The sequence below is a fragment of the Pseudomonas sp. MWU349 genome, assembly GCF_017947325.1.
Lineage (GTDB): Bacteria > Pseudomonadota > Gammaproteobacteria > Pseudomonadales > Pseudomonadaceae > Aquipseudomonas > Aquipseudomonas protegens.
Map to the genome: position 1 here is coordinate 127,798 of NZ_JAFEVP010000009.1, position 15,491 is coordinate 143,288.

Annotated in this window: 14 protein-coding genes; 5 read left to right on the plus strand and 9 right to left on the minus strand. The window is 62.3% G+C overall.

Annotation, left to right across the window (positions count from 1 at the left end; genetic code table 11):
• Nucleotides 1–231 precede the first annotated feature (231 nt).
• Together KCG88_RS29515 and KCG88_RS29520 are read left to right on the plus strand one after the other, a co-directional pair.
• Nucleotides 232–552: a hypothetical protein gene (locus tag KCG88_RS29515; protein WP_210713671.1), complete on the plus strand. Its 321-nt coding sequence runs from the start codon at nt 232–234 to the stop codon at nt 550–552.
• Between the two features lie 126 nt (nt 553–678).
• The gene (locus KCG88_RS29520; RefSeq protein ID WP_019093820.1) at nt 679–1,440 is read left to right on the plus strand and encodes a YdcF family protein; all 762 of its coding nucleotides are present in this window, start codon (nt 679–681) and stop codon (nt 1,438–1,440) included.
• A gap of 44 nt (nt 1,441–1,484) precedes the next feature.
• On the opposite strand, the gene lnt is transcribed toward KCG88_RS29520, so the two are convergent.
• The 5 genes from lnt to miaB form a co-directional block, all read right to left on the minus strand.
• The gene (gene lnt / locus KCG88_RS29525; RefSeq protein ID WP_047289481.1) at nt 1,485–3,008 is read right to left on the minus strand and encodes an apolipoprotein N-acyltransferase; all 1,524 of its coding nucleotides are present in this window, start codon (nt 3,006–3,008) and stop codon (nt 1,485–1,487) included.
• 190 nt (nt 3,009–3,198) lie between these two features.
• On the minus strand, nt 3,199–4,038 hold the full coding sequence (locus tag KCG88_RS29530; RefSeq protein WP_011063653.1) for an HlyC/CorC family transporter: 840 nt from the start codon (nt 4,036–4,038) through the stop codon (nt 3,199–3,201).
• A gap of 42 nt (nt 4,039–4,080) precedes the next feature.
• Nucleotides 4,081–4,539 carry an rRNA maturation RNase YbeY gene (ybeY, locus tag KCG88_RS29535; protein WP_011063652.1) on the minus strand — a complete coding sequence of 153 codons (459 nt, stop codon included), beginning with the start codon at nt 4,537–4,539 and terminating at the stop codon, nt 4,081–4,083.
• Nucleotides 4,532–5,551: a PhoH family protein gene (locus KCG88_RS29540; protein WP_011063651.1), complete on the minus strand. Its 1,020-nt coding sequence runs from the start codon at nt 5,549–5,551 to the stop codon at nt 4,532–4,534. The genes ybeY and KCG88_RS29540 overlap by 8 nt, the downstream gene beginning before the upstream one ends.
• Nucleotides 5,552–5,664: 113 nt before the next feature.
• Complete coding sequence (gene miaB / locus KCG88_RS29545; RefSeq protein WP_011063650.1) at nt 5,665–6,993, minus strand: tRNA (N6-isopentenyl adenosine(37)-C2)-methylthiotransferase MiaB; 1,329 nt, start codon at nt 6,991–6,993, stop codon at nt 5,665–5,667.
• Between the two features lie 134 nt (nt 6,994–7,127).
• Here miaB and KCG88_RS29550 point away from each other — a divergent pair, with 134 nt between their 5' ends.
• Nucleotides 7,128–7,454, plus strand: a complete 327-nt coding sequence (locus KCG88_RS29550; RefSeq protein WP_007927079.1) for a DUF1820 family protein — start codon at nt 7,128–7,130, stop codon at nt 7,452–7,454.
• 77 nt (nt 7,455–7,531) lie between these two features.
• On the opposite strand, the gene KCG88_RS29555 is transcribed toward KCG88_RS29550, so the two are convergent.
• The 4 genes from KCG88_RS29555 to KCG88_RS29570 form a co-directional block, all read right to left on the minus strand.
• Nucleotides 7,532–8,086, minus strand: a complete 555-nt coding sequence (locus KCG88_RS29555; RefSeq protein ID WP_047289444.1) for a tetratricopeptide repeat protein — start codon at nt 8,084–8,086, stop codon at nt 7,532–7,534.
• 218 nt (nt 8,087–8,304) lie between these two features.
• Complete coding sequence (gene hemL, locus KCG88_RS29560; protein ID WP_210713672.1) at nt 8,305–9,588, minus strand: glutamate-1-semialdehyde 2,1-aminomutase; 1,284 nt, start codon at nt 9,586–9,588, stop codon at nt 8,305–8,307.
• A gap of 17 nt (nt 9,589–9,605) precedes the next feature.
• A complete protein-coding gene (gene thiE / locus KCG88_RS29565; RefSeq protein ID WP_047289442.1) occupies nt 9,606–10,229 on the minus strand; it encodes a thiamine phosphate synthase in 624 nt (207 codons plus the stop codon).
• 18 nt (nt 10,230–10,247) lie between these two features.
• The gene (locus KCG88_RS29570; RefSeq protein ID WP_210713673.1) at nt 10,248–11,045 is read right to left on the minus strand and encodes a hydroxymethylpyrimidine/phosphomethylpyrimidine kinase; all 798 of its coding nucleotides are present in this window, start codon (nt 11,043–11,045) and stop codon (nt 10,248–10,250) included.
• 289 nt (nt 11,046–11,334) lie between these two features.
• On the opposite strand from KCG88_RS29570, the gene KCG88_RS29575 reads away from it, so the two are divergent.
• Together KCG88_RS29575 and KCG88_RS29580 are read left to right on the plus strand one after the other, a co-directional pair.
• Nucleotides 11,335–13,701, plus strand: coding sequence for a 7TM diverse intracellular signaling domain-containing protein (locus KCG88_RS29575; RefSeq protein ID WP_210713674.1), 2,367 nt, complete (start codon nt 11,335–11,337; stop codon nt 13,699–13,701).
• 74 nt (nt 13,702–13,775) lie between these two features.
• Nucleotides 13,776–15,428 (plus strand): acyl-CoA dehydrogenase family protein, encoded by a 1,653-nt coding sequence (locus tag KCG88_RS29580; RefSeq protein ID WP_047289440.1) that lies wholly within the window; start codon nt 13,776–13,778, stop codon nt 15,426–15,428.
• The last annotated feature ends 63 nt before the right edge of the window (nt 15,429–15,491 follow it).

Sequence of the window (15,491 nt, forward strand, 5' to 3'; positions counted from 1 at the left end):
TAGTCCTCTTCAACGCAACTTCGGGTGACGACGACGTCAAATGCGGCGTTTTTCAGTGCCCGATGGAGCTGGAAGTGGAGTTACAGGAAGCGCCGTAGCATACATGACCGCGCTCTGCCGAGGGAAACCCTGATTGCTCGGGCGGGCCGTTGGTCGCGGCGGCGCGTCGCTTTCGGCTGTCCGACTAAGCTCAAAAAGGGGAGTGAGTCTTATCTTCGATGAGGTGAACGGATGCTTGAATCGCAGCGAAAAGCAACAGAACCAGAGGTGTATGAAAGGCTGCTCAATCGACTGGCTCTGGCCCTGGATGCGGCAAAAACGGCGGATCGACTGCGCAACGAGCGGCCTATCGAGCTGGAACTGCGGGGGTTGAGCCGGGCGGAGTTTGAATTGATCAGGGCCTATCTGGCCCGCCATCAACGTGAAATGCAGATCAATCCAATGGGCAGTCTGCAACACCAGGAGGTGCCTCGATCGGCCAAGATCATTTGGCTCAAGGACCAGGCGCCCATCAAGGCATCGGTGAAAGTCCGATCTCAGCAGTTCAAGTAGGTCCCAGGCCCCTTGTCGGGTCGAACGAGGTCGCGGCCGAGGACCTCGGGAGCAAAAATACTTGGCATCGGTTGTTGCCGGACAGGTATCCCCTTTAGGCTTCGGGCATCTTGTTGGAGATGCTCGATGCCTTTTCGCTATTTCATCAAACAGTTGCTGCTGCCGCCCGGCATTCTATTGCTGTTGCTGCTGCTTGCCTGGGGCTTGCGCCGTTCCCGGCCAAGGCTGGCAGGCTGGTGTTTTGCCTTGGGGCTGGGTGGTTTCTGGCTGATGAGCCTGCCGGTCATGGTGGAGTGGGGCGCGCGCGGTCTGGAGCGCCTGCCGCCCTTGCCGCAAAGCCAATGGGCGAGCCTGGCCGAGCAGGCGGATGTGATTGTGGTATTGGGTTCGGGGCGTGAGCGGGGCGATCCGGCGTGGGGCTCCGATCAGCCCACCGGCGTGGGCCTGGAGCGCGAACGCTATGCCGCACGCCTGGCCAAGGCCTCCGGGCTGCCGGTGCTGACCAGTGGCGGCCTGCATTACGGTACGCCGCCCACTGAGGCTGCGTTGATGGCGCAATCCCTGCTCGATGACTTTGGCGTGACGGTGCGCTGGCAGGAAGGCCGCAGCCGCACCACCTGGGAGAATGCGCAGTTCAGCGCCGAGGTCCTGCTGCCGTTGGGGATCAAGCGTGTGGTGGTGGTGACCCAGGCCTGGCATATGCCCCGCTCAGTGTGGAGTTTCGAGCACGCCGGGTTTGAAGTGGTGCCTGCGCCAGTGGGGTTCCTGGGAATGGATAACGCCCGTCCGCTGGGAGGCTGGATGCCCGAGTTCAAGTCGATCTGGCAGAGTGGCCAGTTGCTCAATGAGGCAGTGGGCCAATTGGGCTACCGGTTGTTCTATCGCTGATGGCAATCCGGCTCCCTCGGGAGCCGGATTGCCAGCGAGGGCCCTCAAACGGTCTTGGCGATCCGGCTGGCCAGCAAGGCCCAGCCAAACAGCAGGGTGCAGAGCACCACCAGCGGCCAGGAGCGCCATTGCAGATACGGCGTCAGGTTGTGCATGGGCACGACCTCGCCATACAGAATGCCGCGTTCGAACTGGGGAATCTGCACCGTGATCCTGCCGAACGGGTCGATCAGCCCGGTGACGCCGTTGTTGGTCGCGCGGATCATCCAGCGCCCTGCTTCCAGGGCGCGCATCTGCGCCATCTGCAAGTGCTGCAGGGGGCCGATGGAGGTGCCGAACCAGGTGTCGTTACTGATGGTCAGCAACAGTTCGCTACGGGCCGAAAGGCCAGCTGCGAATTCGGGGTAGACCACTTCGTAGCAGATGAACGGCGCGATCTGATAGCCCTTGGCCTGTAGCAGCGGCTGGTCGGCCGGGCCGCGGGCGAAGTCCGACATCGGCAGGTTGAAGAAGTCGATCAGGCCGCGCAGCACTTCCTGCAGGGGCACGTACTCGCCAAAAGGCACCAGCTTCTGCTTGAGGTAGGTGCCGTCCCCTTCTCCGGTCACGGTGATGCCGTTGAAGTAGCGCTTTTCATGGTGTACCAGTTGGCGCACCGGAACGCCGGTAATCAGCGCGGAATGACGGTCGGCGGCAAAGTTGCCCATCATCGTCAGGTAGCCTTCGGCCGATTCCTTGAGCACCGGTACTGCGGTTTCCGGCCAGACCAGCAGGTCTACGCGCTTGCTGCGAAAGCTCATGTCGCGATACAGCGCCAGCTGGGCGTTGAGCTCGGCCGGGTCCCACTTCATGCTCTGTTCGATATTGCCCTGGATGGCGGCGACCGATAGCGGCTCTCCGGCGGGGCTGGTCCAGGCATGGCCTTTGAGGGCCAGGCCCACGACCCAGGGCGCTGCCAGCAGGAGCAGGCCCGCAACGATGAAGGCTTTGCGCCCGGCCTTGATCAGTCGCGGCAGGTTGTAGAGCAGCGCTGCGGTGAGGGCCAGGGAGAAGGAGATCAGCCAGATGCCGCCCAGCGGCGCGAGCCCGGCCAGTGGGCCGTCAAGCTGGCTGTAGCCGGAATACAGCCAGGGAAAACCGGTGAGGAACCAGCCCCGAAAGGCTTCCTGGCCCAGCCACAGGGCCGCAAATGCAAGGGCGTCCGCCAGCGGCGCTTCATTGCGTCGCAACCAACGGGCCCAGAGCCAGGCAGGCAGTGCGAAAAACCAGGCGATGGCAGCGATGAAGGCCAGCATCAGCAGGCCGGCAAGCAGGGCCGAGGCGCCGCCATAGGTGTGAATGCTGACGTAGATCCAACTGGTGCCGGCCCCGAACAGGCCGAAGCCGAAGCACCAGCCGCGGCCCAGGGCCTGGCGCGGTGTCAGCTCGCGCAGCCCGGCGTAGAACAGACCGACTGCCAGCAGCGCCAAAGGCCAGATGTTGTAGGGGGCCAGGGCCAGGGTGGTGATGGCGCCGGCGATCACGGCCAGCAGGTTGCCGGGCCAGCCGGGGCGGGTTGAGCGCTGCAAGAGGCGTTTCATCAGCTCTTTCCTGTGTCGTACCGGGCGGGGCACGAGGAGAATGGTTGGGTTGTTTCAGATGAGCATCGAGTCACGCAGCGCTGCTCGGCCGATGCGTCCCCGCCCTGTATCGCCTGAGGCCGGGCAAGTGGCCTCAAGACGATATCGCGGTGCGGGGGAGGGCGGATGACCCGTTTCCTCAGCGGGAAATGGGGGTCAGGCGCAGCAGATGAATCCGCCGGCTATCAGCGTTGAGCACGCGGAAGCGATAGGCGCCGATTTCAGTGATTTCGTTGCGTTTTGGCAAGTGGCCGAACGCACTCATGACCAGGCCGCCTACGGTGTCGAATTCGTCATCGGAAAAGTCGCTGTCGAAAAACTCGTTGAAGTTCTCGATGGGGGTCAGCGCCTTGATCAGGAAGTCGCCGCTGGGCAGTGGCTTGATGTAGCTGTCCTCCTCGACGTCATGCTCGTCCTCGATGTCGCCGACGATCTGTTCCAGCACGTCTTCGATGGTCACCAGGCCCGCCACGCCGCCGTACTCGTCGATGACGATGGCCATGTGGTTGTGGTTGGCGCGGAACTCGCGAAGCAGCACGTTCAGGCGCTTGGACTCGGGGACGAAGGTCGCCGGGCGCAGCAGGTCCTTGATGTTGAAGCTGTCGCCGTTCTCCTTGAGGATCAGCGGCAGCAGGTCCTTGGCCAGCAGGACGCCCATCACGTCGTCATGGCTTTCGCCGATCACCGGGTAGCGCGAGTGCGCCGAATCGATGACTGCGGGCAGGAACTCCCGAGGGGTTTGGGTCGCCTTGATGCTGATCATTTGCGAGCGCGGAACCATGATGTCCCGGACTTGCAGGTCAGCGACCTGGATGGCGCCTTCGACGATGGCCAGCGCTTCGCTGTCCAGCAACTTGTTCTGATGGGCTTCGCGCAGCAGCTCCAGCAGCTCCTGGCGGTTTTTCGGCTCATGGGCAAAAGCCTGGGTCAGTTTGCCCAGCCATGACTTTTGCCCGTTGCTCGATCGATCTTCGCTCATAGCGATTGCTCTGAATCCTTGGTTGTTACAGGGGGTTGTTGATCAGCTTTCGTCGTCTGCATAAGGGTCCGGATGACCCAGTTCTGCAAGCAACGTTCGTTCCAGCGCTTCCATTTCTTCGGCTTCGTCGTCATCTATATGGTCGTAGCCCAACAGATGCAAGCAGCCGTGAATCACCAGATGGGCCCAGTGGGCCTGGAGTTCCTTGCCTTGTTCAGCCGCTTCGCGCTCGACCACCGCAATGCAGATCACCAGGTCCCCCAGCAATGGGATATCCAGCAGTTCATCCGGTACATCGGCAGGAAATGACAGCACATTGGTGGCGTAATCTTTATGACGCCAGGTGTGGTTCAGCTCACGCCCTTCTGCTTCGTCCACCAGGCGGATGGTCAGTTCCGAATCGGCGGTGCGCTGGCGCAGGGCCAGCTCGCACCACTGGCGGAACTGTTCATCGCTGGGAGCCGGCTGTTGGCTGGCGCGCTGCAGGTCAAGCTCAAGCATCGTGGCGGTTGCCTCGGTCTGCGGCAGCCTTGGCGGCCTCGTCGGCAGCGTGCAGTTCGAAGCGCTCGTAGGCTTCGACGATGCGTTGCACCAGCGGATGGCGCACCACGTCCTTGGGCATGAAGTGAGTGAAGCTGATACCCGGCACATCCTTGAGCACGTTGATCACATGGGCCAGGCCGGACTTGGTGCCCTTGGGCAGGTCGACCTGGGTGATGTCGCCGGTGATCACCGCAGTGGAGCCGAAACCGATCCGTGTCAGGAACATCTTCATCTGTTCCACGGTGGTGTTCTGGCTTTCATCGAGGATGATGAAGCTGTTGTTCAAGGTACGACCGCGCATGTAGGCCAGGGGCGCGATCTCGATGACCTGGCGTTCGATGAGCTTGGCCACGTGTTCGAAGCCGAGCATTTCATACAGGGCGTCGTACAGCGGGCGCAGGTAGGGGTCGATCTTCTGGGCCAGGTCGCCGGGCAGGAAGCCGAGCTTTTCGCCGGCTTCCACGGCCGGGCGCACCAGCAGGATGCGTCGCACCTGCTCGCGTTCCAGGGCATCCACGGCGCAGGCCACGGCCAGGTAGGTCTTGCCGGTACCGGCCGGGCCAATGCCGAAGTTGATGTCGTTGCCGAGGATCTCTTTGACGTAGCGCTGCTGATTCAGGCCGCGGGGGCGAATCATGCCTTTCTTGGTGCGCAGGGCCACGGCGGCATCGGCTACCGAAGGGTTGTCCAGCTCTTGCACGGCAGACTCCTGCAAGAACAGGTGGACCAGGTCCGGCGACAGCTCGGTGCCCTTGGTTTCCCGGTAGAGACGGCGCAGAAGGTTTTCCGCGGAGGTGGTTTGCTTGGGTTCGCCGATCAGTTCGAACTGATTGCCGCGGTTGCGGATCTCGATCGTCAGGCGCTGTTCGATCAAGCGCAGATGCTCGTCGAATTGCCCGCACAGATTGGCGAAGCGGCGAGCCTCGAAGGGCTCGAGGATGAAACGATGAGGTTCTATGGGTGCGTTCAAGGTCGTTTTTAGCCGCCCAACGGCAATTAGGATGAATTCAAGGATAACGCCAGCAGCCTGGGTGCGAAAGCTCTTATGCGGAGCAAGGGCTGCTGGGGCTTTTCCCTGCCAGGTTATTGCAGCAGGGAGCCGCGCAGCGAGTGAGGCTGCGCCGAGTCGATGTACACGTCGGCGAACTGGCCGATCAGCGTGGGATTGTCGCAGCGGAAGTTGACGATGCGGTTGTTCTCGGTCCGTCCCTGCAGCTCGCCCGGGTCTTTCTTCGAGTAGTCGGTCACCAGGATGCGCTGGGTAGAGCCGACCATTTGTCGGCTGATTTCAAAACCTTGCTGATTGAGGCGGTGCTGCAAGGCGTTGAGGCGTTCCTTTTTCACCGCCTCCGGTGTTTCGTCGGCCAGGTCGGCGGCGGGTGTTCCCGGCCGTTGGCTGTAGACGAAGGAGTAGGAAAAGTCGAAACCGACGTCTTCGATCAGTTTCATGGTCTGCTGGAAATCCTTCTCCGTCTCGCCTGGGAAGCCGACGATAAAGTCCGAACTGATGCAGATTCCCGGAACAGCCGCCCTGAGCTTGCGCAGCTTGGACTTGTACTCCAGGGCGGTGTGATTGCGCTTCATGGCCGCGAGGATCCGGTCCGAACCCGATTGCACTGGCAGGTGCAGGTGCTTCACCAGCTCTGGTACTTCGGCATGCGCCTGGATCAGGCTGTCGGAGAACTCCAGCGGATGTGAGGTGGTGTAGCGGATCCGCTCGATGCCATCGATCGCAGCAACCACACGAATCAATTCGGCCAGGTCGGCCATGCGCCCGTCGTGGGTTTGGCCGCGATAGCCGTTGACGTTCTGGCCCAGCAGGGTCACCTCGCGGACGCCGTTTTCCGCCAGGTGGATGATCTCGGCGATCACATCGTCGAAGGGCCGGCTGACTTCTTCGCCGCGGGTGTAGGGCACGACGCAGAAGGTGCAGTACTTGCTGCAGCCTTCCATCACCGAGACATAGGCGCTGGGGCCATCGATCCGGGGCTCGGGCAGGTGGTCGAACTTTTCGATTTCCGGGAACGAGACGTCGACCTGCGGCAATTTGGTGATGCGCGCGACGTCGATCATTTCCGGCAGGCGGTGCAGGGTCTGCGGGCCGAAGACCACGTCCACATAGGGCGCGCGGTCGCGGATGGCCGCGCCCTCCTGGCTGGCCACGCAACCGCCTACGGCGATCACCATGTCCGGATTGGCCAGCTTGAGTTCACGCCAGCGCCCGAGCTGGGAGTACACCCGGTCCTGGGCGCGTTCGCGAATGGAGCAGGTGTTGAGCAGGATGACGTCCGCATCTTCGGCGCGTGCGGTGACTTCCAGGGCCTGATGTTCGCCCAGCAGGTCCACCATGCGCGAGCTGTCGTACTCGTTCATCTGGCAACCGTGGGTTTCGATGTAAAGCTTCTTGGCCATGGACGGGATCATCAAGTGATTCAAAGAACCGCGCATTATAGGGGCCATGCCCACAGGTTCCTAGGGTTGTGCATCGGGTAGCTATGCTATAGTTCGCGCCCTATTTTTGTCCCCCGATGTGTTACCCGCCCGCCATGACCAAACGTGAAGCTCCAATCTACAAGGTGATTTTCCTTAACCAGGGCCAGGTGTTCGAAATGTACGCCAAGCAGATCTATCAGAGTGATCTGTGGGGTTTCCTGGAAGTGGAAGAGTTCGTCTTTGGCGAGCGCACGCAAGTGGTCGTTGACCCGAGCGAGGAGAAGCTCAAGGCCCAGTTCGAAGGTGTAGTGCGCAGCTTCGTGCCGATGCATTCGATCGTGCGCATCGATGAAGTCGAGCGCCTGGGTACGCCGAAGATCAGCGAGGCCCGCGGGGTGAGCAATGTCATGCCCTTCCCGATGCCGATGCCGGAAAAATAAGCCTGGCCGATTCCGTTTTTCCGGAAGGGCGGTTGTCTGTGTGCAAGCCGTCTCACCGGCGACTGAGGCGCAAATGCTTACGGCAGGGGCGAGAAGGGTGAACGCCCATCGGCGCTCTGCAGTTCCATCAGGTATTTGCGGAAAATCTGCCCCAGCACCTGGGTCGCAACTTCCAGTTCGTCGCGCTGCATGTGCTCGGCGACTTCGTCTGCGGTGTCCAGGGCGTCTTCGGCGCCATTGACCGCAGCCATCTTCAGCACGATGTAAGCCTGAACGTTATTGGCCGGCACGCCTTCACCGTGGAAGAACATGGTGCCCAGTTTGAATTGCGCCTGGGCATGGCCTTGCAAGGAAGCCTTTTCGAAGTAGCTCAGGGCTTGATTGAAGTCTTGCGGCGCGCCTTTGCCCTCGTAGTAGAACTCACCCAACTCGTATTGCGCCTCGGCATCCCCCTCATCGGCGGCCTTCTGGCAAGCGGCGAGGGCCTCGGCCTGGTCCTGAGCCTGGGGATCGAGGGTGCAGCGACCCAGCGCCGGGATCAACAACGAGTTGCCGCCTGCTTGTGCATGAGCGAGCAGGGGCTGAAGGAGCAACAGGCAGCCCAGTGTCAGGGCGCGGCCGGTGCGGTTCATGGGAATCGACTTACCTCTGAGGGGCGCGGGGCCCAGCGTGGGGCCCAATAAGCGCGCATTATGAAATAAGCAGGGCCCACCTTACAAAGTCTTTACTCGTTTTTCTGCTGCGTGGGCGCTATATCCCAAGGATTCATCAGCATTTCCAGGTTTCACTGGAGAAAATTCAAGTAAAGACTACAACGGGCGTGATGTTTCACACGCCCGCCGTCCAGCGCTTACTTCAGGGCGGCGAATGCCCGCTCTGCCGCATCCAGCGTCAGTTGCAACTCGGCGTCGCCGTGGGCGATGGAGGTGAAGCCTGCTTCGAAGGCACTTGGCGCCAGGTACACGCCGCCTTCCAGCATCAGGTGGAAGAAGCGCTTGAACAGGTTGGCGTCGCTGGCCATCACATCGTCGAAGGTGACGATGTCATCGGCACCGCTGAAGTACAGGCCGAACATGCCGCCTGCCTGGGTGGTGACGAACGGAATGCCTGCTGCATCGGCGCGTTGTTGCAGGCCTTCGAGCAGACGGCTGGTGTAGTCGCTCAGTTCGGCGTGGAAGCCCGGGCGGCTGATCAGGCGCAAGGTGGTCAGGCCAGCGGCCATGGCCAGCGGGTTGCCGGACAGGGTGCCGGCCTGGTAGACCGGGCCCAGGGGCGCGATGTGCTCCATGATCTTGCGCTTGCCGCCGAAGCAACCTACCGGCATGCCACCGCCGATGATCTTGCCGAAGGTCGACAGGTCGGGTGTCACGCCGTAATGGGCCTGAGCGCCACCGAGGGCAACACGGAAACCGGTCATTACTTCGTCGAAGATCAGCACGACGCCGTGCTGATCGCAGAGGCGCCGCAGACCTTCGAGGAAGCCCGGTGCCGGCGGTACACAGTTCATGTTGCCGGCCACTGGTTCAATGATGATGCAGGCCACTTGCTGGCCTGCTTCGGCGAGCATTTTTTCCACCGCCGCCAGGTCGTTGAAGGGCAGGGTCAGGGTGTGCTTGGCGAAAGCCGCGGGCACACCAGCGGAGCTCGGCACGCCTTGGGTCAGGGCGCCGGAGCCAGCCTTGACCAGCAGGCTGTCGGAGTGGCCGTGGTAGCAGCCTTCGAACTTGATGATGCTGTCCCGGCCAGTGAAGCCACGGGCCAGGCGAATGGCGCTCATGGTGGCTTCGGTACCCGAACTGACCATGCGCACCATTTCCATGGACGGCACGATGGAGCACACCAGGTCGGCCATTTCGGTTTCCATGGCGGTCGGTGCGCCGTAGGACAGGCCGTGCTCCAGTTGCTTGCGCACGGCGTCCAGGACATCCGGGTGGCTGTGGCCAAGAATCATCGGGCCCCAGGAGCCGACGTAGTCGACATAGCGCTTGTCGTCCTCGTCTGTGACGTAGGCGCCTTCTGCATGTTTGAAGAACAGCGGGGTACCGCCCACGCTCTTGAAGGCGCGGACTGGCGAATTGACGCCACCCGGGATGTGTTTCTGGGCGTTGGCAAACAGGGTTTCGGAACGAGACATGATCGGGCTCTTAAGAATCAGCTGTTGAATAGGGCGTTGAAGGCGCGGGCGCGGCGGGTCACTTCTTCGGCGCTCTCGGCGCCGAACAGGCCGTGGACCACCGCCAGCAGGTCGGCGCCGTGGTTCACCAGTGGCGCGGCGTTGTCCAGGGTAATGCCGCCGATCACGCAGATCGGCAGGTGCAGGCTGGCCCGGGCTTGGTCCAGCAGTTCCAGGCTGGCCGTCGGCGCACCGGGCTTGGTGGTGGAATTGAAGAAACGGCCGAAGGCGACATAGCTGGCGCCTTCCTTGGCGGCTTGCTCGGCCAGTGGCAACTGGCTGTGGCAGGTGGCACCGATGATCGCCTGGCGGCCCAGCAAGGCCCGGGCCGGGGTCAATGGGCCATCGGTCTGGCCCAGGTGCACGCCGGCACCGATACGCGCCGCCAGCTCGGCATCATCGTTGATGATCAAGCGGGTCTTGTAGCGCTCGCACAGGGCCAGCAGCGTTTCGGCTTCCCGCAGTCGGCGGGCCTGGTCATCGCTTTTGTCGCGGTACTGCAACAGCGTGACCCCGCCTTCCAGCGCCGCCTCCACGTACTTCAGAAACTTTCCGGCCAACAGCTGGCTATCGGTGATGGCGTACAGACCACGTAGTTTCATTGAGCAGCCCTCATGACATTACGAGCAGAAATCCAGCGGCAAACGGCGCGGAACGAACTGGCCACGGCCAAGCTGCTCGGCATCGCGCAGGGTGCGCCAGGTGTAATCCAGGGCGGACTTCACCGCGCTGGCCAGGTGTTCACCTTGGGCCAGGCGGCCGGCCAGGGCGCTGGCCAGGGTGCAGCCGGAGCCGTGGTAGCTCCCCGGCAAGCGCTGGCAGGTATAGGTTTCGCGCAGGCCGTCACGGCTGTACAGGCGATTGTGGACTTCGTGTTCATCGCCGTGGCCGCCGGTGATCAGCAGGTGCTTGACGAAGTGCAGGAGTTTTTCGGCGCATTGGTCGGCGCTGCCTTCAGGCAGTTCCGCGAGAATTCGGGCTTCGGGAAGGTTGGGGGTGGCAATGGTTGCCAGGGGCAGGAGACGCTCGCGCATGGCGTAGCCGACTTCATCCTTGCCCAGCCGGCCACCGCCGCCGGCGCGCAACACCGGATCGCAGACCAGTGGCAAGTGCGGGTGAGCCTGGAGCAGCTCGACCACGGTTTCGACCATCTCCAGGGAACCGAGCATGCCCAGCTTGACCGCCGCTACCGTAGAGTCGTTGAGCACGGCATTGGCCTGGGCCAATACCCACTCGCGATCCAGGACGCGGAAGTCGCTGACATTGACCGTGTCTTGCACGGTCAAGGCGGTGACAGCCGGAGCTGCATGACAACCCTGAGCCAGCAGGGCTTCGATATCTGCCTGCAAGCCGGCGCCACCACTGGGGTCGTGGCCGGAGAGACAGAGGACAACGGGGCGAGAGCTGTAGATATTCATGGGCGGCGAGCTTACCACCAAACGTTTTTTTTCGCGGTGCTCGACATTGAAGAGGACAATGATCTGGCCCCGGCCAGCCTACTTGACCGAAGCAACAGCTCTAGCCCGCTGGATTGCGCTGAAAGCCCCGTTCTAGAGCCTTTAGACTAAAATTTACAATGGTGTTCAATGGCCATCAGCGGCTATGCTAGAGTGGATTCAAATCAATAACAGGTCATGCCGGTTCTACGTCTGCTCAAGGGAAATGGGGGACTTCCTGACACCACCGGACAAGCCACGCTGGGGCTTTATGCACTATTTGCTGATGTTGCTGTTGAGCTTGCCGATGCTGGCTGGCGCCGCCGAGTTCGACGAGTTCACTCAACGCCTGCCCTTGGGCCGAGTGATGCAAGTACTCGAAGACGTGGGGGGGAAGGCGACCATTGCCGATGTCAGTTCGGGGCCCCTGGCTGAACAATTCAAACCCCACGATAAAGACACTCTCAACGCCGGGTATTCGCGCTCGGCATTCTGGCTGAAGATCGACCTCGACTATCGCCCCGCCAACCCGAGCGCACAACGCAGCTGGTTGCTGGAATTGGCCTATCCGCCTCTGGACCACCTTGAACTGTATGTCCCTGACGAGTCAGGTGGTTATCGCCTGGCGGGTCGTACCGGAGATGCCCTGCCCTTCGACAGTCGAGAGATTCGCCAGAACAATTACCTGTTCAACCTGAATTTTTCTCCCCACGAGCACAAGACCATCTACCTGCGGCTGGCCAGCGAAGGTTCGATCCAGGCGCCGGTGAGCCTGTGGTCCAGCAGCGCTTACCTGGAAGCCCAGCCGGTGCGGTTATATGTGCTCGGGCTGATTTACGGCGTGCTGCTGGGGATGCTGGTGTACAACCTGTTCATCTACCTCAGCGTGCGTGACACCAGCTACCTCTACTACATCGTCTATATAGCTTCCTTCGGTCTCTATCAGCTGTCGGTCAACGGTGCCGCTGTGGAGTACTTCTGGCCCAACAGCCCCTGGTGGGCCAATGCCGCCACACCGTTCTTCATCGGATCTGCAGGTTTGTTCGGCAGCCAGTTCGCCCGCAGTTTCCTGCAGACTGCCCGCCACAGCCCCTGGGTCGACCGTGTACTACTGGCCTTGATGGCATTTGGCGCGCTGGTCATGGTGCTTTCACTGATGACCAGTTATGCCCTGGCATTGCGCCTGGCCACCACCCTGGCCCTGGTGTTCACCGTGGTGATCTACGTGGCCGGGATTGTCGCCTGGTGTCGAGGCCTGCGCGTGGCACGCTACTTCATCATCGCCTGGTCGGCCTTTTTGTTCGGAGGGGTGATCAACACCATGATGGTGCTGGGTTACCTGCCGAATGTGTTCCTGACCATGTACGCCAGCCAGATCGGCTCGGCGATCGAAGTGGCGTTGTTGTCCCTGGCCTTGGCCGATCGCATCAACGCCATGCGTGAACAACAGGCCCAGACCCTGCTCGAAGCCGGGCAGAAGCTTGAAGTGCTGAACCAGCAGCTGGCCCACAGCAACCGGCTCAAGGACGAATTTCTGGCCACCCTGACCCATGAGCTGCGGACCCCGATGAACGGCGTTATCGGTTCCCTGGAACTGATGCAGACCCTGGAGCTGGATCCGGAGCTGGAGCAATACCAGCAGACAGCGGCCGGCTCGGCGCGGGACATGATGCGCATGGTCAACGGCATTCTGACCCTGACCGAGCTGCAGGCCGGCAAGCTCAGTGCCCAGCGCCAGCCGTTCAGCCTGCGTTCCCTGCTGACGACGCTGCAGACCCAATACGGCGCCAGTGCCGCCGCCAAGTCGCTGGCTTTCCAGATCGACTTGAGCGCCGGGTTGCCCGACCGCTTGCAGGGCGACCGGTGCAAACTCAGCCATTGTCTGGAGTGCCTGCTGGACAACGCCATCAAGTTCACCCCTTCGGGCAGCGTGGTGTTGCGGGTGCTCACGCGTTCCGTGTCGGCGCAGCGAGTCAGCCTGAGTTTCGAGGTAATCGACAGCGGTATTGGTTTCGTCGATCTGAACGATGCGACCCTCTATCAGCGTTTCTTCCAGCTTGATGGTTCCATGACCCGTGAATATGGCGGCCTGGGCATCGGGCTGGCGATCTGTCGGCAACTGGTGGAGCTGCTGGGCGGGCAATTGACTCATGAGTCGACGCCAGGCCGGGGCAGTTGCTTCCGCTTGCAGGTGGAGTTCGATGCCCAGGAGCCGGTCCTGTGCTCGCCGGTGGCAGTTGCACGACGCTTGCCCCGCGACTGCACCGTGCTGCTGGTGGACGACAACGACGTCAATCAGTTGGTGGTCAGGGGCATGCTGCTCAAGCTGGGCTACCAGGTGCGTACCGCCGGTAGCCCTACTGATGCCCTGCAATTGCTCGGGCGTGAGCTGGTCAGTGCGGTGTTGATTGATGGCGAGATGTCCACGGCGCAACTGGGGGCGTTTCGCTTGCAGGCCCAGGCGCTGCCCGGCTATTCCCAATTGCCCATCCTGCTGGCCTGCGTGCCTGGTAAAGAGGGCTGCCCGGCGGGGGCCGGCTCCGACTATCTGGCCAAACCGGTGAAGTTCGAGGCCCTGCAAGCGGCGTTGTCGAGGTATGTGCTCGCTGTGGAGCAGGGCGAAAGCGCCGACATTTAGGCGGGTATGCCACTTTGTTCGGGGTGGGGGCGGTGCTTAACTGGGGGCTTGGCACACCCTGAAGGAGCCCCGCGATGAACCTCCACCAGTTCGCTGAAACCCACGAAGTCACCAACCAGCCGCCAGCCCTGGACGGCGCCAACCTGTATCGGATCGACCTGCCGCTGCAGCAATGGATGCGCCGTTTCGATGCCGGTTGGGCCGAGTCGCGGGTCGACGCCTATGGCGCCCTGGCCGGTGGCCCGTTGATGGAGGCGGGGTTCCTGGCCAATCAGAACAAGCCGGTATTTTCCAGCCACGACCGTTTTGGCCACCGGATCGATCTGGTGGAGTTTCATCCCGCTTATCACCAACTGATGCAGGCGGCGATCGAAGCCGGCCTGACTTCACTGCCCTGGACCGATCCGCAAGCGGGGGCCCACGTTGCCCGCGCCTCCATGACCTATCTGCACAGCCAGGCCGAGGCCGGCAGCGGATGCCCGCTGACCATGACCTTCGCCTGTGTACCAGCCTTGAAGCTGCAACCGGATATCGCCGAACAGTGGCTGCCCAAGATCCTTGCCACCCAGTACGACCCGCGCAATGTCGGCATGCAACACAAGGCCGGGCTGACCATCGGCATGGCCATGACCGAGAAACAGGGCGGCACCGATGTGCGCGCCAACACCACCCGGGCCTACCCGGTGGGGGCTGGCGGCCCCGGGCAGGCGTACGAGCTGGTGGGCCACAAATGGTTCTGTTCGGCGCCGATGTGCGATGCCTTCCTGACCCTGGCCCAGACCGACAAGGGCCTGACCTGCTTCCTCCTGCCCCGGCACCGCCCCGACGACACCCGCAACCAGTTCTATATTCAGCGACTGAAGAACAAGCTCGGTAACCTTTCCAACGCTTCCAGCGAAGTGGAGTTCCGCGGCGCCCTGGCCTGGATGATTGGCGAGGAAGGCCGCGGCGTGCCGACCATTATCGAGATGGTGGCCATGACCCGTTTCGATTGCATGGTCGGCTCCAGCTCCCTGATGCGCCAGGCCCTGACCCAGGCCAGCCATCACTGTGCCCATCGCACCGTGGGCGGGCGGGTGCTCAGCGAGCAGCCCTTGATGCAGAACGTGCTGGCCGACCTGGCCCTGGAAAGCGAAGCGGCCCTGGCCCTGAGCATGCGCATGGGGCGGGCCCTGGATCATCTGGACGATGCCCAGGAGGCGAAGTTTTCCCGGCTGGTGACGGCGGTGGGCAAGTACTGGATCTGCAAGCGGGCCCCGGCGATGATCAACGAGGCGGCGGAGTGCATGGGCGGTGCCGGTTACGTCGAGGACAGCATCCTGCCACGGCTGTACCGCGAGGCGCCGGTGAACTCCACCTGGGAAGGCTCCGGCAACGTGCAATGCCTGGATGTGCTGCGAGCCTTGTCGAAGGAGCCGGGCGTGCTGGACGCCTTGTTCGCCGAATTGGGCGATGGCCATGGTGACAAGCGCCTGGCCGCCCATATCACCGGGCTGAAGGAGAGCTTCAAGGACACTGGCGACATTCAATACCGGGCTCGTCAACTCACCGAGGACATCGCCCTGGGCCTGCAGGCCAAGCTCCTGCTGGAAGCCGGCAATCAGGAGGTCAGCGACGCCTTTATCGCCAGCCGCCTGGGCGGCCAGGGCGGGCGGGTATACGGCACCTTGCCGCGAGGCCTAAACGTGGCAGCCATTGTCGCCCGCTCTACCCCTCAGGGCTTCTGACCCTCCCCGGGCGCCGGCTTCCCGGCGCCTGCGTTGATTACGCTGTTCCCGTGGGACGGTCTT